Source organism: Rhodococcus sp. MSC1_016, assembly GCF_023667485.2.
Lineage (GTDB): Bacteria > Actinomycetota > Actinomycetes > Mycobacteriales > Mycobacteriaceae > Rhodococcus_F > Rhodococcus_F oxybenzonivorans.
The window spans coordinates 193818-210716 of the sequence record NZ_JAMOZI020000001.1 but is presented as its reverse complement, the minus strand read 5'-3'; the positions used below and the strand labels follow the sequence as shown (position 1 = coordinate 210716).

Genomic DNA, 16899 nt, shown 5'->3' with positions numbered 1-16899 from the left:
GACCAATCACCCCACTGCGCTGAATAGTTCGATCCTCTCCCCTGCCGTGTGGGTTCGTCGTGAGTAGTCCGGTACTCGATTCTCGAGCCAGTTGTCATCGACGTCAGAGGATGAGGTCCTGGAGGCGGATCAATTCACGGGGCAGAGTGGTGCCCTCGACCTGTTCGAGTGGATCAGCCGCCACGTAGGCATCGAGGTCGAGCCCGGTCAACTGGGTGATCCTCCGGACCGGAACCTGAAACGTGCGATACGCGCCGTAGGAGAACGACTCCTCCCCTTCCGTGAACTCGTCGAGCAGTGCCGCCTGAGTGAGCAGGTAGCCGGTAACCGAGAGGCCGCCGTCTCGCTTGGCCATCGCCACGGTCTTCCAGAACTGACGCGGCAGCGCCACCCCACGGTAGCGGGGATCGTCGGCGGCGAGCACCGGACCCGTCAGGACGCTCACGGCAAGATCGGCGTTGTCGGCGTTCTTCAGCACGTAATCTTCGAGTCCGAGCCACAGCGTCCTGCCCGCGTTGAAGTCGTGGTGCTGCGGAGTGCAGTTCGTGAAGTGGAACGTATCGTCGTTTGCCGTCTTCGCATTCGGGCCCCAGGCGGGGTCCAGTCGGCGCACGAGGTGCCCACGGTCGAGCGGGTTGTCCTCGTACACACGCTCACCGGTTTGTTGGCGTGCCGGGAGCCGAGGGTCGAGAATCCAGCGGTCACGGTCCCGCTTCGGATTCTGCGACTGCCGGCCGTCGATGTTCACAGCCGTGAACAGCGCAAGAGCCCGCTCTGTGTGCATGACTACGCTGAAGTGGTGGTAGCGGAGCTCTTCGGACGCAATCGAAGCGACGTGCGGGCCGGGCACCGGCAAGGGTAGATGAACTCGTAAAAACCCCGGGTCGTAACCACGACGGTTGCTGTAGTCGGGGTCGATCGAAATTGCTTCGGAGTCAACAGGCTCACCGCCGGCGGCCCTGCGAGGTTCGGCGGAACCGAGGCGGACAGTAATCTCCAACGGAACGCGCACGGTGATTTCCTCCCTGGGCACCACGTCTTGCCGGGGCGATGAAGAGGGTGTCGCTAATTCCTGCTCCGCGCTGACGATCTCGTCGACGAGAGCGCGCCAGTTCCGCGGCATGTCCTGGTCGGCGACGATCTTCATGATGCGGCTGATCCGCACCCCCTCGTTGAGGATCCCACCGAACTCGGTGTGCTGCGGTGCTCGTACGCTCGCGTGGTGGAGCGCAACTACCTCCCACTGGTCGTTGAACACCGGCGAGCCTGAGGAGCCCGGTTCGGTGTCCGCCGAATAGTGCAGGAATCGTTCGGGAATATCGACGATGCGATTCTCCCGCAAGGCAATTTGCTTCTTGTCTCCGCGCGGATGCTGCACGATGGTTACGAACTCTCCGATGACGGCCTTGCCCTCAGCTGCGAACAGCCGGTTGAATCCGAACTGGGCGAGAACCGGCGCAGGTGCCCGAACCGCCACCAAGGCGAAGTCGCGCTCCCGATCGGCGAGGAAGAACCGGCCCGGATCCAGCGGGAAGACCTGCACCGGAAGCGGGTTGCCGTCGATACCGTCCTGATAATCGAACTCGATTACGCTGCTGCGTGCTGTTTCGGCGCTCGGCAGCACATGGTGATTCGTCAGAAGCAAGGTCGGCGAAACGAGAAAGCCGGTGCCGTAGCCCTGCAGGTTTCCCCGGGAATCGCGGATGTTCACCCTTCCGATCGACCGTGCCGCTGCCACCCCGGCATCGAGATAGCGCACTCCCACGAAATCGGAGGTGTTGATGATTTTTTCCAGCACCTGATCGGCCGAGGCGTCACTATCCACCCACTCGCTCACCCGGTCGAGCGCCTCTTCCACGAGGACACCCGACGCTGCGGTGGGGGTCGCCTGCGGTACGTCCTCGCCTGTGTAATAGCGGGTGAGCCGATCCAGGCGTTTGGCGATTCGTTCGGGAGTCTCGACGGCCGCGATTCCACCGCGACCGGCAAGCGCGTCCACATGATCGCGTCTCTGCGCGGCCCTCTCCCGTGCGCGGCGCTCGGCCGCTTCGGCCTGCCGCTGTTTCTCGGTCGCGAATGTCTTTGCGGGCGAATCGAGTCGAACTCGAGGTCTTCCCATACTGTTGACGGTGGTCATCATTCTTCCTCGGGTAGTACTGGGCGGTTGCTACCAGCCTTGTCCCGTGCGGCACGGCAGTCATGAGTGGTCCGCTACTCATATTTCGGCGTCACCGCGGAATCGCTACGCTCGAACTGCTCGACACCGTTGCGGACCACCTTGCGGACGGCACCGCCCTCGGCCACGAGGGCGTCGAGGATCGGTACCGCCAATTCTGGGCGGATCGGCGTTTCGGCGAGTAGTTGCCCGAGTTCGAGCGCCTCCGACCCCAGCGCGCCGACGATGAGCCTGCGGCGGGCTCGATCCAGTGCAGCTTCCATGTCCAGCCGCTTTGCGGACTCACCACGCCCCGCCGGTATCGGGACTGCCGTGTCCAGCAGCAGCGCACGGACCTCGGAGGCCGTCAGATTCCGGTCGGTGGCCCACACCAGCATGGCAGCGGCAGCCACGTACAGCGCGGCGAAGGTCGTCCCCTCCATTTCCGGTTCATCGACAATCTCTTCGCAGGTGGTCCCGGAGATGGTTCTCGGCGCGTAGATGTCCGGCTTGCCCTCTCGGGAGAAGTACGGCGTCTCGTGGGTGAGGGAGCCGTCATCCTCGACCGCACCGACCGCAAGTGCGTCGGTGCTCCACGCAGGGAAGCTGAGTTCGTCCGAGTGATCACCTGATGCGATCACCAGTCGACCCTCTCTGACCAGATCGGCGATGATCGTGTTCTGGGTGTCGGTCGGCTCCGCGTTCCCGTAGTCGAGGACGATGATGTCGGCTCCCGCTCGCCCCGCCTCTTCCAACCACAGACAGACTTCGCGCTCCGACGGCTCGCCGTTCGTAAACGCCAATTCGTGTGACAGCAGTTCGGCAAGAGCAGATTCATCGACTCCTGTTTCACCGGCGACGACCCGCCCGGGTACCCCCTGGTTGATGGCACACTGGGTGAGCGCGACGGCGACCTCCTGACGGCGCCGGGCAGTGAACGGCCCGGCGACCGCCAGCTGCAATGGGCGCATCACCGGACTCGCGGGTGACAGTCGTTCTACGTCGGATTCGAGTTCGGTCGACGTCCCGAAGAAGTCGCTGCCGATCGCCGCTGCCGTAGGAACCTTCCCGGGTGGAACCGCGACTTGCTTGACGAGGACCGGCAGATCGTCCGCATCGAACGAATTGCTCTGGCCAACCAGATCGGCCAGTTGTTCCCACAGTTCGAGGTGGCGCAGTTGGCCGTACAGTTTCGACAGTTCCGTCTCGGAGAAGCGAGTGAGTGTCGGCAGATTGCGGCGGATCCACTGCCACACCTCGGGCCAGGAGAGTGCCTCGAGGCGAATCGTGCGCACTTCGGACGGTCGCAGCGACTGCGTCAGTTGATCGAGATCGCTTGTGCTGGCCACTGCCAACCGTGCGCGGCCGCGTCGTCCAGTGAGGGTGACGAGTGCGTTCAAGAGGTCAGATGCGCCGGCGGAATCGCCTGCGAGCAAGTCCGCATCGTCGATCACGATCGCGGCCGGCACGGCCCCGAGGTCCCCGATCAACCGTTCCCACCAGTCGTCGGCGCTGAACCTACCCGCCGGCACCGCCCGAAGCCCTTTGCCGTCGATCAGTTCCTTGACGAGGCAGGCCAGTTCGCGGACCGGGTCGGGTTCCGCGAGCAGACGCTTGGCGCTGATGAAAAGCTGCGCGATGTCCGGATCGAGTTCCTCGAGTACCCGGTCGAGAAGTGAGGTCTTCCCAGTCGCCGGCATGCCGACCACCTGCAGAAGCCGCGCCGAGGTGTTCCCGGACAACACGTCCACGGCCTCACGCAACTCGGTGAGCCGGGAGATGAAGCGCAGTTCACCTTGACGTACGCCCAGGTGGCGACTGACCTTGCGCTGCGCGGGCCTCGGCCGGGCCTTCGCGTCTGGGTCGATGACCGCACCGGGATCGCTTCCGCCGACGAACAGACAGGGCACGGCCCAGTTCAGCAGAGGGTCACCGCTGTTCTCGTCGCCGTTGATCGCGAGACGCGCCAAACGCAGTGCCTCGGCGACGGATTGCCCGGCGGTAAGTCCCTGGTAGAAGAAGCGGGTGAAGAGTCGCTCGGTCCCGAAGGGCAGCACGGCTTGCATGCCGATTACCATCGGACACGCGTCCCGCACGCAGTAGTCCGCCGAAGACAGCTGGCCCGGCCACGTTTCGTCCGCCGCCGAGACACCCGGCGCGCGTGCCGTCTCACATCCCGCGAAAACAGCGAGTCGGAGATCCGGAAGCTGTTGTAGCAAAAGGGCGAATTCTTGGCTCGGCAGAAGTGTTCCACGACCGTTTCGGCGTTCCAGCTTGAGTCCGTAAGGATTGGCATGCCCGAGGTAGTGGAACAGATGAAAGCCGCGGCGTTGCATCCCCATACGAGTGCGCAGACGCTCGACCGAGGGGCGATCCTCCACCACCACACGCAACAGGCCTCGATCGACCATCGGCTGCAACTCCGTCAGCAAACTGCGCTTTTCAGCATAGAGGTCGAACGGTGCCTCGGACTCGTCCGGGCCCGATCGAAGCGGACTCGACATGACCAGCAACAGATTGAGTGGTGGATCGATCGGCGCTTGCCGGATCGGGTAGGTGCGCGATCGTCCCGACCGCACCACGTGGACATCCCGCGCCATGGACAGAAACCGTTCAGGGCGCTGGGGGTCCAGTAACAACTCCCACGGCCATGCGGCGATCCGGTTCGGCGCCGCGAGTATCCGAATGAGCAACTGGTACCCCGCGGTCCCTGCCGTGCCACGCGTCTGCTGCAGAAGCGTGACGATCTCCGGCACACCGAACACCAGGTCCGTCAGCACCCTGCCCACCTCGAGCGCTTCGGGGCCGGCGTCCGGGCGAGCGTGCCGGACGGCATCGGTGAGCCATTCACCCGGTTCGTCCACCGGCCTGCCGGTGACATCGCGGGGTAGCTTCCACTCCGGTAGGGGTCGTTTCACCGCGAATACCGAACCCTGCGGGGACCTCGCCGAGAGCCACATGTGGTCCCCGGCTTCGAGGACACTGATTTCCAGCTCTTCGAAACTGCGCCTCGATAGCGGAATCATGCTTTCCAGCTCCTACATATCCGCTGTCCGTGCTACCTCGTCCAAGTCGACAACGCTCATTAGGTCCGTGACGGGATGCACTCCCGGAGCACCGACCGTGATGCGGTAGTCCTGAGCTGCGAGGTCCTCGACAGTTGCCTGCTGCCAACCGTCGGCTGACGTCGAGAGCCGATATTCCCGGACCGGCCCGCCGACGGCCGGCTCGACATGTGCGACGAGTTCGGCGCCTGGGTCGTCGGTCCGCGCACGGATCACCAGTGGTTCGGCGGTCGTCACGTCGTCGACTTCGAGCGACACCGATTCGCTCACCGCAGGAAATACGTTCGGCGGGGTGATCACCGCAATGTTCAATACCCCGCCGACGTGGTCGAGCACCGGGTCGTCGTTCTGCAGCGAGGCATGTTTCTGGCTGAAGAAGGCGGCGTTCTTCCACCCCTTCATGAGTTCGGGTGGGGTCGCCGACAACTTCGGCACTGTGCCGTCGCCGCCGCTTTCGCCCGGTCCGCGCACGGGCAGCGATACGATCTTTCCGTCCACCAACCGGGCAGCCCAGTGTGTGCGCTGGAAGTCGCCGATGATGGGACGGATGTCGTAGCCCTCGTCCCTGTCTGCTTCGAGTCGCTCCTGCACCTGAGTGCGCAGCTGCCGGTGCAGCGTCACCGCGTCCTTCATGCGGGCGGCGTCCAGCCCGGTCCCCGTCCAGTCGTCCATATTGTCGTCCAGGTTCGACCACGACGCATTCGGGCCTTCGAGACAGCGATAGGACGGCAGCAGCTGATAGGCGGAGGTGAAGGAACCAATGAGGTTGCCGAGATCGACGGTGAACGGGCCCCATCCTTTGCGGAATCCGTTGACGAGGAACTCGAGCGCGTTGATCGACCCGGAGTACGGCGTGCCGAACGTGATGAGTGTCCGGGTGTCCTTCCACCCCTCGAGCAATTCGAGGTAGAGGCGGGCAACGATGCCACCCATGGAGTGACCCACGAGGATCAACTGTGCATCGGGATTGCCCGACTTCTCCCGCCAGCGCGTCAACCATCCGTGAGCTTGCCGCGCCAGCTTGCGGGCTGCCACCCGATTGTCACGCCGCCAGTCATACGGAAGCTCGAAGTAATTCTCGCCCGGTACCACCCCGAACCGGCGCACCAGGTCAACGCGGAACTTGGTGTAGCCGTCGATCTTCCAATCCAAGCCCGGAAGTACATGGAAGTCCGGCATCACCCGGGTCGCTACCACGCCGTCGCCGAGATCGTCGACCTCTGGATCGTCCCCGTCGAGCTGCAACCGCTTGATGTTGTTGCCGAGCGAGAGCACTCCCCGCAGCGCAGCCCCCGGAGTCGACGCCCACACCTCCTTGCCGTCTCGTGCCAGAACCGATCCAGTGATCCCTGGTATCAACACAACGACATCTTTCATGGCGGCCTCCACACCGAACACCGGCAACGGTCCGTTCCGACCCCAGTGTTCTCAGGTCCGCGAGGGAGCACACGAGTAGCCGACTACTCGTTTTTAGTTGGTCGTGTGGTGAGGTTCATCAACTGGGCGAGCTCGTCACGGTCCGCGACCCCAAGCTTGATGCACGCGCGGTAAACGTGTCCCTCGACGGTCCGGACCGACAGGAAGAGACGGTCGGCGATGTGCCGGTTCGACAATCCCGCCGCCACCATCGATGCGATCTCACGTTCGCGAATCGTGAGCGGCAGTGGATGTGCGGCCTCCGCGAGAGCAGGAGACAACATCCGGTCGCATTCGTCCGCCAGTGCTGCCGCCGTGGCGGCGCACTCGACCGAGAGTCGTTTGATGTCCGCGCGGAGGAAGGCGATCGCGGCCTGCGCATAGGCGTCGGCGGCATCGGGAAGTGCACCGACCGTTCGAAATCTGTCAGCTGCCGCCGCCAGCCCGGGTCCGTCGGCGGAGGCTGACGCGGATGCTTGTGCTGCCGCGATTCGGACGAGTTCGCCGTCGCACTGTTCGGCAAGGGCCGCCAGTCGCGGAGCAGTGGAATGGTCACCGAATCGAGTGGCAAGGTGCAGTGCGGCCGCCTCGACACCGAACTGTCCCGCAGCTGCTGCTGATTCGGCGGCGGACCGTGCGAGCGCGATGGCCTGCGAAGTCTCACCCTGTGCCGCGGCGAGCCACGCGGCAGACAGTTCGAGTTGGGGGCCGAACACTGCCACGTGCCGGCCACTGCGGGCTCGCGCCTCCGAGATGACGCGCTGCCCCTCGTGGATGCGGCCGAGCACGGCGTATGTCTGTCCCAGGGCAATGTACGCGGGGACGCTCCAGGACACTGCGTCAGCGGTGTCGCCCACGTCGAGTGCTGCGATCGCCTGTTCGAGGCGCTGAGCCGCGGCGGTGAACCGTCCGCGGACGAGTTCGACCGTCCCGACCAGGATATTCGCCAGCCCCCATGCCAGGTATCGGCCACTCGACGCGAACGCGAGATACTGTTCGGCTCGGCGCTGCGCCCTATCGAACTGCCCGGTCATGGTCAAGGCCAGAATCTCGCCGTGCCCGGCGGGAAAGCGCAGCAGTCCGTCGATCTGTTCGGCAACGGCCGCGCTCCGCGCCGCCAACGCGGGAACCTCGTCGCCGCGTCCCATCAACGCCAGCGCCAGTCCCCCGCCGAAGAACGCCCATTCGACCGCCCACGGCCGCTCCGAGGCGAGAACAGTGCACGCGGCGTCCACCGCTTCCTGCGGTCGATTCTCGAAGACCGCGCACACAGATCCGATTCCCTCGACCACCGGAAGGAGACTCGGTTTGGTGACACGCTCGCGTAGCACTGCGAGGACGTCGTCCGCTTTCTCCGAATCGCCGAGTGCCCAGAAGAGGTTCGCGATACGTGATGTCCCCCAGCGCACCAACTGCGCTTGAGTCAACGAGTCGGGGGAAAATGCGAGCAGCAGTGCCTCGGCTTCGGCCGCGTGCCCCTGCCACAGCAATGCCCGGGCAAGGAGGTCGGCCGCTCCGAAGTCACCCGTTTCTTCGAACGCTGCACGTGCCAGACGTTCACCGAGCGGGACATTGGCCAGCCCGATGGCATCCGCAGCCGCCGACGCGAGCAGCGCCGGGTCGACGGATCGGTCGCTGTCGAGTGCAAGCTCGGCGAGACGTATCCGGTGCGCCGCACCCGTCACCGCACCATTACCGAGCTCTTGCACCAGCTTCCCGCGTAGCCGGCGTCCCGCCGCACGACCGACCCGTCGGCGAATCACCTCGGCAAAGAGCGGATGGGTGTAGCGCACATCGAGATGGTGTCGTTCTTCGGCGATCCTGATTAGGCCGCGTCGTTCCGCCTCTTCCACTGCGTTTTCACCGGCGAGAGCGCACAGAACATCGAGGTCGAGCGGCTCGCAGAAGGTCAGCAGTTGAAGCGCTTGCAGCACGTCGGACGGGATTTTCTCGATCCTGGTTTCGAGTAGTGACGCGAGCTCGGAGGTGATTGCTGCGCGACCCCGCAGCTGCCAGACACCGCCGGACCGGCGGAGTGTCCCCGCTTCCAGCGCGCCCTCGACGAGATGCCGGACAAACAGGGCGTTGCCCCCCGACGCCTCCCAGATCATGTCGGCACTCAGCCCCTCGAGCGGGCCGTCCAGCACGGACTCGACCAGTTCGATGCTCTGCTCGCGCGTGAACGGCATCAATTCCAGCCGGAGAAGATGCCCGTCCTTCCACAGGGACGTGATCGCGTCGGGCACGGTCTCACCGCTCCGGACGGTCGCGACGATATTGACCACCCGATCGAGGGCCAGTTGGTGCAGGAATGTCGCCGAGAGCTGATCGAGCAGGTGGGCGTCGTCTACCCCGATCACCATGTCCTGGTGGGTGTCGCCGTCGTGAATGAGGGCCTGCCGTGCCGTGGAAAGTAGCGTGACCGGATCCCGAGAGGTCGACGCACCCACCAGGTGAGCGAAAACGCCGAGCGGGATGCTTCGAGCGGATTCCGTCCCGGCAACCCAGCGCACCTCGCCGGGCAGTGATTCGGTCGCGAACCGGGCGAGGGTGGTTTTCCCCACGCCAGGATCGCCGGTAAGGACCACCCCGCAACACTCGGACCGGGCCTTCAGCGACGCGGTGATGGCGTCGAACTCGGCTTGTCTTCGAATCAGGGGCCACCTCTGACTCATTCTCGAAGTCTAGTTTGTCGACACCCTCGTTCTCAGCCCCTCCGCTGCAATTCATAACGAATGTACGGTCTCATTACGACCTCGTCTGGCTCCCATACACAGAGAACAGGTAGTCCACTACCCATGATTGGAGTGGGTACATTCGGCAGACTGGACTCAGGACCCCGCAGAGGGCCTTCCGAGGTGCAGGAGATGGTCATGAACACTCTGCCTGAGCGAATCTCCAGTGACACGGAGCGGCCAGCCGACCGCGCCGCGTACCGTGAAACATGCTCGGCTCCATGGATACTCGACCAGTCGATACGACTGGGGGACAACGACGCACGATTGATCGCCGTCCGGGACGAGTACACCGATACGAGTTACCTCGCGCTTCTCGTCGGCAACGTCACCGGCAGTGCGCCCGTTACCGTGCGAGCAGTCGACGAGGAGGCTCTGCTCATCGAGGGCAGCCGCACCATGTTTCCGGAAATTTTGATCGGCGTTGCCGAGTCACCGAGTGCCTCCGACATCGGCCGTCGGGATCTCGAATGCCGGACAGCCGTCGAGGGGTCACTCCGATCGACGATCGACTCGATCGGAGTGCACTCGGTGATCGCCGAATGGAACGCGCGGGCGTGAGGTCCGCGAGCGCTCAGTCCCGTGCGAAATTCAGGTACGCCTTGGACGGGGTCGGGCCCCGCTGCCCCTGATACTTGGAGCCCGCGGCCGAGCTGCCGTACGGGTGCTCCGCCGCGCTCGACAACCGCAGAAGGCACAGCTGCCCGATCTTCATTCCCGGCCAGAGCGTGATGGGCAGGTTCGCCACATTGGACAGCTCCAAGGTGATGTGGCCGTTGAACCCGGGATCGATGAACCCGGCGGTCGAATGTGTGAGCAGACCCAGGCGACCGAGTGACGACTTACCCTCGAGTCGCCCGGCAAGGTCGTCGGGCAGCGAACACACCTCGAGCGTGGAGCCGAGAACGAACTCGCCGGGGTGCAGAACGAAGGGCTCTCCCTCGGCCGGTTCGACCAGCGTGGTCAGTTCATCCTGCCGCTGAGCTGGGTCGATATGGGTGTAGCGGGTGTTGTTGAACACCCGGAACAAGCTGTCGAGGCGCACGTCCACGCTCGAAGGCTGAACCATGGAGGGATCGAACGGGTCGATGCCCAGACGTCCAGCGGAAACTTCGGCACGGAGATCGCGGTCGGAGAGAAGCACAGGTAGAGGTTAACGGGTCAGCGGGTGTGGATTGCCATCGAGAGCAGCAGATCGGTGCAGGTGTTCACGAGGTCTTCCTCGGGCAGTGTCACGGTGCCGTTCAACCAGGCCGTCAGTGTCTGCGCCAGGCCCCCGACCATGAAATGCGCGGCAAGGTCGAGACGGGGACTCTCCGCCACCTCGTAGAACCCGACGGTCTGCTTGGTCACCAGGCCGGCGAACAAACGCGAACTGTCGAGCCGTCGCTGCGCCAGCACCTCACTCGACTGCGCTACCGAGAACATGAGTCGGCCGTGCCGGGGATCTTCGGCGACCGCACGGACGATGTTGCGCACGCCTGCTTCGACGATCTCGCGTTCGCCCGGCCCCGCCGTCGACACAGCTTCCAACGTGCTGGTGGCGATGCGTTGCACGACAGAGTCGTAGACGGCGACGATCAGCGCGTCGCGGTCGGTGAAGCTTTCGTAGAAGTAACGAGTGGCCAGTCCGGCCCGCTTACAGACTCCGCGTACCGACAGCGTGTGGTCGCCGTCGTCCCCGCCCAGTAGGTCGAGTCCGGCCTCGATCAGCTGCGCGCGACGCTCGGCGCGACGCGCATCGCCCTCCTGACCGCCATACATGCGGCCACCTGTCGAACCTGACGGTGCCGTAACCATGGCGACCATCCTTCCACCGAACTCTGGACGACGAACATATATGTGAGTACGGTCGTATTCAGATCACGTCCCGTGGATGGATAACAGGAGCAACTATGTCGACGTCACTCGACGCACCAGACCGTCTCGACCAGGTCATGGACGGTGCCGGCCTACTGGCGGGCGCTGCCAACATCATCATGCAGTTGGCACATCCCGGAGTCGGGTACGGCGTGTACGAGAGTCGGGTCGAGAGCGGGCAGCTCTTCCGGCATCCGATCAAACGATCCCGCACCACGCTGACCTACCTCGTGGTCGCCGCACGGGGCACCGACGAGGAGAAAGCCGTCTTCCGTCGAGGCGTCGACCGCGCCCACGCCAAAGTGCGGTCCACCGCAGACAGCCCGGTCCAGTACAACGCTTTCGACCCCGAACTGCAGCTGTGGGTGGCCGCCTGCATCTACCGCGGATTCGAGGACGTCACCAGGGCCCTGCACGGCGACCTGTCCCCGGAGGCGTCGGCGTACTTCTACAAGGAAGGCGCCACTTTCGGCACCACCCTCCAGGTCCCACCGGAGATGTGGCCGGCCGACCGCGCCGCTTTCGAGGAGTACTGGAACCGTTCGCTGGCCAACGTGTCGATCGACGACACCATCCGCGAACACGTCCTCTCCATCGCACGGCTCGAATTTCTCCCCACAATCATCTCGCGCCTCTTCGGCCCGATGAACCTGTTCTTCACCAGAGGTTTCCTCCCCCAACACTTCCGCGACGAAATGCAGCTGACCTGGAGCGAGAAGGACCAGCGACGTTTCGACCGCATCCTCCGGACCATCGGCGCCGTCAGCCGCCGCCTGCCCAACGCCCTGCGCGAACTCCCCTACAACCTGCTCATGCGCGACCTGCGGTGGCGAATCAAGTCCGGCCGACCACTCGTCTGAGCATCGGCGTGTGCGCCTCCAGCGAGACCAACATCATCTGCTAATGTTTGCCCCGCAGGGTGTTGGGCCTGCCTACGGGCGCCCAATATCATGCGCGCCGATGTAGTTCAATGGCAGAACATCAGCTTCCCAAGCTGAATACGCGGGTTCGATTCCCGTCATCGGCTCCACCAAAAGACCTGGTCAGAGCGTTTTCCCGTACCTGGTCACTGTGGCCAAGACTGTAGCCAGTACCTCCCCTCAGATCAACCAATTACCGGACAGCCCCGCTGGGTTCGTTAGAAGGGGTACACCGGCATCGTGCTTTGCGCGGTGACCCACTGTGTTTCGGTGAAAGCATCGAGATTGGCGCCGATGCCGCCGACCCGACCGCCGTTACCGGAGGAGCCGACGCCGCCGAACGGGACGACTGCCTCGTCACCGACGGTTTGGTCGTTGATGTGCACCAATCCGGCGGGGATCCGCTGCGCGAGCTCGAGACCTTTCATGGCATCGGCTGTCAGGATGCTCAACGACAGTCCGTACTCGGAGCTGTTGGCGATCCCCACGGCTTCCTCGACCGAGCTGAACGATGCCACTGGCGCCACCGGGCCGAAGACCTCGTCCCGGAAGGCCGGGGCGGTCAGCGGTGTCTGTGCGAGCACGGTGGGCCGGTAGAAAAGATCGTCGTAGACACCGCCCGCGGCGAGGGTTGCGCCAGCGCTGATGCTTTCCGTCACCAAGGTGTGAATGTGGTCTCGTTGCTTAGCATCGATGATGGGGCCGAGGGCGACGTCACCGGTGAACGGGTCGCCGACGGGCAGCCGTTCGGCGTGTTCGGCGAGGAGTGCGGTGTAGTCGGCGGCAATGCTTTTGTGCACGAGTTGACGGCCCGCCGCCATACAGATCTGGCCTTGGTGCATGAAGGAGCCGAAAGCACCGACGGACACAGCTTTGTCGAGGTCGGCGTCGGCGAGCACGATCAGTGCGTTGTTGCCGCCGAGTTCGAGGTGGGCGCGTTTCAGGTGTCGACCGGCGAGTTCACCGACGGCGCGCCCGGCGCGGGTCGATCCGGTGAAAGCGATGACCCGGACGGCGGGATGGATGACAACGGCTTCCCCGGCGGCAGCGCCGCCGGGGAGCACGCTGAGCAGGCCGGCGGGAAGTCCGGCTTCCTGGAAGATGCGGGCGAGAACCACACCGCCACAGATGGCGGTGCGGGGATCGGGCTTGAGGACGACGGCGTTACCGAGCGCCAACGCCGGCGCGACGGCACGGATCGACAGGATGATCGGGAAGTTGAAGGGGGCGATCACCCCGACGGTGCCGACCGGAATGCGGCGGGAGAAGCTCAGGCGCGGTTGCTCCGAGCGCAGCACTTCGCCGTGTGGGTGTGCGGCGAGCGCCGCAGCGTTGTAGCACTCCTCGGCGGCGGTGTGTATTTCAATGTGGGCCTTGGCCGCGGTGCTGCCGGCTTCGCGTATCACCCATTCGGCGATTTCGTCGGCGTGCTGCTCGAATAGGATTCCGGCGCGGCGAAGCACTGCTGCCCGTTCGGTGTAGGGCCTGGCGGCCCAGTCGGCTTGCGCGGTCGCGGCTCGGTCCGCGGCACGTGCCACATCGTCTGCGGTGGCCATGCCGATGGTCGAGAGTTGTTTGCCGGTTGCGGGCTCGACCACGGAGTGGTCGTCGGCGCTGCCGCGTACCCATTCGCCGGTGAAGATGCGTGATTCCCACACCGGTTCGTCCAGCAACCGCCGAACCGAGCCGTGTTCTTGTGTACTCACCGTCAGTTTCTCCGTTTCATCTCTGTCAGCGGCGAGTGCCGCTGGGTGTGTTCTTTTCACTGTGGTGCTCGGCGGCAGCGGATTCACATACTGCTTTCGCTCAGAAAAAGGGCACGTTTGCGCCGCCGAATTGGTGGCGGTGAACGAGCGCGGGCGCAGTAACTTTGTTCGGCGTGTCAAGCGGAACGGTCGTGGTCGGCGAAGCCGGTGAAGTCGGTCTTCTTCATGGCAGCCAGGCTCAACAGTGACACGGCCACGAACGCGATGAGATAGATCGAGATCGATAGAGAGGTTCCGGTGGTCTCGATCAGCCATTCTGAGATGGCGGGGGCGAAGCCGCCACCGATGATGCCGCCGACGGCGTAGGGAAGGGAGGCTGCGGTGTAGCGAATGCGCGGCGGGAAGAGTTCGGCGAACATCGCGCTCTGCGGCCCGTAGGACAGTCCCAGGGCGATCGCCAGAACGAACACCGCGAGAGCGAATGCGCCCATGTTCGCGGTGTCTACGAGCAAGAACAGTGGAACCGCCCAGGCTGCCATCAGGACATATCCGGCCGTCATGATCGGGCGGCGGCCAAACCGATCTGACCAGGAGCCACCGAGCACGGTGGAAACAATCCACACCAGGGCGGCGAGCATCAGGGTGAAAAGTACTGCACTCGAGTCCATTCCAAGGTTGTTGGTGGTGTAGGAGAGCATGTAGCCGATCACCAGGTAGCCGGCGAGGATGTTGGCGACGAAGGATCCACCGGCGAGGACCATCTTGCGGGAGTGGCCGTGCACGGCTTCGGCCAGCGGCATCGCCGCTTCGGCGTGGGCTTGCTGGACCTCCGCGAATACCGGGCTCTCGGAGATCGAAGTGCGTACCTTCAGGCCGACCAGGACCAATGCGACGCTGACGAAGAAGGGCACCCGCCAGCCCCATGACTCGAACTGCTCGGGGGAGGTCATCGTCTGGAGAAGGAAGAAAACGCCCGTGGACAGCACGAGTCCGGCCGGTGTGCCGATCTGGGAGAAGATCCCATAGAGGCCTCGCTTGTTCGGTGGCGCGTACTCTACGGACATCAATGCGGCGCCGCCCCATTCACCGCCGGTGCTCAGGCCCTGGAGGAAGCGGAAGATGACCAGCAGTAGGGGGGCGATGAGGCCGATCTGCTCGTAGGTGGGGAGCAATCCCATTCCAAGGCTGGCCAAGCCCATGACGACGAGTGTTCCGATCAGTGCGGATTTGCGGCCGTACCGGTCGCCGACGTGGCCGGCGAGGATACCGCCGAGAGGGCTGGCAATGAAACTTGCGGCGACCGACCCGAGGGAGACGATGAGCGCGTTGGGTCCGAGCGCACCGAAGTACTGCTCGCTGAAGATCAGTCCAGCGGCTGAAATGTATGCGAACGACAGGTACCACTCGATCGTGGATCCGATTCCGCTGGCGAATCGCACCTTGACGAGTTCGTTAGGAGTGGGGCTTCGGTGCGCGGCCGTTGCCGAAGTTGAGGTGGTGTCCATGGTCGTCCTCAGAGTTGGGGGGAATGGGGGCGGCGGAAGTCGTCTCGCGCGGTCAGTTGTGCGCTGGGGAGGGTGCGGGAATGGTGCTGGGGCGGTGGATGTCGATAATGTGCGGCGCCAGGGATGCGACGCTGGCGAGCAGGTGCTCGTCGGTTCCCGCCGCCGAGGAAAATTCGATGCCAACGGGCAGCGCGGTCGTCGTTCCGAGGCCGACAGGGATGGAAATCCCCGGCAGGCCAAGCGTTCCCCCGAGATCGCCGTGACGGATGATCGTCGAGAAGGTGGGGACCCGGCGCCCGTTCAGTTCGATGGTGTCGTCCTGACCGAGGGGCGGAGCCACCACCGGGGTGGTGGGAAACATGAAGGCGTCGAGGTCTGCCGAGGACATCCGGTTCGCAAGTTCCCGGCGCAGGTCACCCACGATGGCGAGATTCTGCCGGTAGGTGTGCGCGGTGGTTGTGGCGAGTCCGTCGGCAACTACTCGGCGGACGTCGGGGCTGCTGATGGCGGCGACGACGGTCTCGATGCCGGGGAGTCCGCGTGAGCGGAGGTATCCGCTGAGTCCATCGGCTGCCTCCCCCCAGACGATCGATGCGGCGATCGTTGCGGTCCGATTGATGATGTCGTCGATGTTGACGTCGACGAACGTCACTCCTGCGGCCGCGAGGGTGTTCCGGACCCGCTCGTAGGCCGTTTTGACGTCCGGATCGAGATCTTCACCGTGTGCGGGTGTCAGGCCGATACGCAAACCGCCAGCAGTGTCGCGGACAGTGATTGCAGGGCGTTGCGCGAGTATCGAATCGAGAAGAAGGATGTCGTCGATGCTGCGCGCGATCGGGCCCGATGTGTCCCTGCTGTGGGACAGTGAGACGATGCCCTCGGCGGGGTATCGGCCCACGGACGGCCGGAACCCGATCACGCCGCACAGTGCAGCCGGAATGCGAACGGAACCACCGGTGTCCGTGCCGATCCCCGCTGGTGCGATACCCAGTGCTATTGCGGCAGCGGTGCCTCCGCTGCTGCCACCTGCGGTCAACGAGAAGTTCCACGGATTGTGCACCGGGCCGTGGAAGGCGTTGTTGGATGTCGCTCCGAGCGCCAGTTCGTGCATGACGTTCTTGCCGCTGATATGGGCCCCGGCCGCCACCAGGCGTTGCACGATCTCGGCGTCTTCGGTTGCAATGTTTCCCACCAGGCCAGGGGTTCCGGCGGTCGACTCCGTTCCGGCTACGTCGATGCTGTCCTTGACCACCATGGGGATGCCGAGCAGCGGGCCTGACTGCTCGTGCCTGTCCGGGATCGAGGGGGTGGGCAGCGTCGTGGTCATCGTGTTGAACTCGGCAACCTCAGCGGTGCGGTGACGCAGACTTGCCGCGTAGTGCTCGGCGTCGAGCAGACCGGCGGTGAGGAGGGACCTCGTCTCGACGATCGTGAGATCGAACAACGGGTCACCCGCGATCGGGCCGGTCGCCAGCTCCTGTGTGCTGTCACCGTTCATGCTGTATCTCGCCTGTCTATGTGTCTGCTTCGGAGCGGC

General features: G+C 64.4%; 11 protein-coding genes and 1 tRNA gene. 3 read left to right on the top strand and 9 right to left on the bottom strand.

Features of this window, described 5'->3' with window-relative positions; all coding sequences use genetic code 11:
* Positions 1-103 precede the first annotated feature (103 nt).
* The 4 genes from L1080_RS00980 to L1080_RS00965 form a co-directional block, all read right to left on the bottom strand.
* Entirely contained in the window at positions 104-2137 is a 2034-nt protein-coding gene (locus L1080_RS00980; protein WP_250772162.1) for a DNA/RNA non-specific endonuclease, read from the bottom strand.
* Between the two features lie 74 nt (positions 2138-2211).
* Positions 2212-5181: a CHAT domain-containing protein gene (locus L1080_RS00975; RefSeq protein WP_250772165.1), complete on the bottom strand. Its 2970-nt coding sequence runs from the start codon at positions 5179-5181 to the stop codon at positions 2212-2214.
* 12 nt (positions 5182-5193) lie between these two features.
* A complete protein-coding gene (locus tag L1080_RS00970) occupies positions 5194-6597 on the bottom strand; it encodes a lipase/acyltransferase domain-containing protein (RefSeq protein WP_250772167.1) in 1404 nt (467 codons plus the stop codon).
* An 83-nt stretch (positions 6598-6680) separates the two neighbouring features.
* Positions 6681-9311, bottom strand: coding sequence for a helix-turn-helix transcriptional regulator (locus L1080_RS00965; protein ID WP_159924580.1), 2631 nt, complete (start codon positions 9309-9311; stop codon positions 6681-6683).
* Positions 9312-9509: 198 nt separating this feature from the next.
* Between L1080_RS00965 and L1080_RS00960 the strand changes: the two genes are divergently transcribed.
* Positions 9510-9932 carry a hypothetical protein gene (locus L1080_RS00960; RefSeq protein WP_159924578.1) on the top strand — a complete coding sequence of 141 codons (423 nt, stop codon included), beginning with the start codon at positions 9510-9512 and terminating at the stop codon, positions 9930-9932.
* A gap of 13 nt (positions 9933-9945) precedes the next feature.
* Here L1080_RS00960 and dcd read toward each other — a convergent pair whose 3' ends face one another.
* Positions 9946-10515: a dCTP deaminase gene (gene dcd / locus L1080_RS00955; RefSeq protein ID WP_159924576.1), complete on the bottom strand. Its 570-nt coding sequence runs from the start codon at positions 10513-10515 to the stop codon at positions 9946-9948.
* Positions 10516-10532: 17 nt separating this feature from the next.
* A complete protein-coding gene (locus tag L1080_RS00950) occupies positions 10533-11180 on the bottom strand; it encodes a TetR/AcrR family transcriptional regulator (RefSeq protein ID WP_159924574.1) in 648 nt (215 codons plus the stop codon).
* 86 nt (positions 11181-11266) lie between these two features.
* Here L1080_RS00950 and L1080_RS00945 point away from each other — a divergent pair, with 86 nt between their 5' ends.
* Both L1080_RS00945 and L1080_RS00940 read left to right on the top strand, forming a co-directional pair.
* On the top strand, positions 11267-12091 hold the full coding sequence (locus L1080_RS00945; protein ID WP_159924572.1) for an oxygenase MpaB family protein: 825 nt from the start codon (positions 11267-11269) through the stop codon (positions 12089-12091).
* 96 nt (positions 12092-12187) lie between these two features.
* Positions 12188-12261, top strand: a tRNA-Gly gene (locus L1080_RS00940).
* A gap of 108 nt (positions 12262-12369) precedes the next feature.
* Here L1080_RS00940 and L1080_RS00935 read toward each other — a convergent pair.
* The 3 genes from L1080_RS00935 to L1080_RS00925 form a co-directional block, all read right to left on the bottom strand.
* A complete protein-coding gene (locus tag L1080_RS00935) occupies positions 12370-13857 on the bottom strand; it encodes an aldehyde dehydrogenase family protein (RefSeq protein ID WP_201453418.1) in 1488 nt (495 codons plus the stop codon).
* A gap of 176 nt (positions 13858-14033) precedes the next feature.
* Positions 14034-15362 (bottom strand): MFS transporter, encoded by a 1329-nt coding sequence (locus L1080_RS00930; protein ID WP_250772170.1) that lies wholly within the window; start codon positions 15360-15362, stop codon positions 14034-14036.
* 52 nt (positions 15363-15414) lie between these two features.
* Positions 15415-16860, bottom strand: coding sequence for an amidase family protein (locus tag L1080_RS00925; RefSeq protein WP_250772172.1), 1446 nt, complete (start codon positions 16858-16860; stop codon positions 15415-15417).
* Between the last annotated feature and the right edge of the window lie 39 nt (positions 16861-16899).

Excerpts from the sequence above, each read along its gene's own strand:
- L1080_RS00945 (WP_159924572.1), top strand. The coding sequence starts at position 11,267 with ATGTCGACGTCACTCGACGCACCAGACCGTCTCGACCAGGTCATGGAC.
- L1080_RS00960 (WP_159924578.1), top strand. The coding sequence starts at position 9,510 with ATGAACACTCTGCCTGAGCGAATCTCCAGTGACACGGAGCGGCCAGCC.
- L1080_RS00930 (WP_250772170.1), bottom strand. The coding sequence starts at position 15,362 with ATGGACACCACCTCAACTTCGGCAACGGCCGCGCACCGAAGCCCCACT.
- L1080_RS00965 (WP_159924580.1), bottom strand. The coding sequence starts at position 9,311 with ATGAGTCAGAGGTGGCCCCTGATTCGAAGACAAGCCGAGTTCGACGCC.
- L1080_RS00950 (WP_159924574.1), bottom strand. The coding sequence starts at position 11,180 with ATGGTCGCCATGGTTACGGCACCGTCAGGTTCGACAGGTGGCCGCATG.
- L1080_RS00980 (WP_250772162.1), bottom strand. The coding sequence starts at position 2,137 with ATGACCACCGTCAACAGTATGGGAAGACCTCGAGTTCGACTCGATTCG.
- L1080_RS00925 (WP_250772172.1), bottom strand. The coding sequence starts at position 16,860 with ATGAACGGTGACAGCACACAGGAGCTGGCGACCGGCCCGATCGCGGGT.
- L1080_RS00970 (WP_250772167.1), bottom strand. The coding sequence starts at position 6,597 with ATGAAAGATGTCGTTGTGTTGATACCAGGGATCACTGGATCGGTTCTG.
- L1080_RS00975 (WP_250772165.1), bottom strand. The coding sequence starts at position 5,181 with ATGATTCCGCTATCGAGGCGCAGTTTCGAAGAGCTGGAAATCAGTGTC.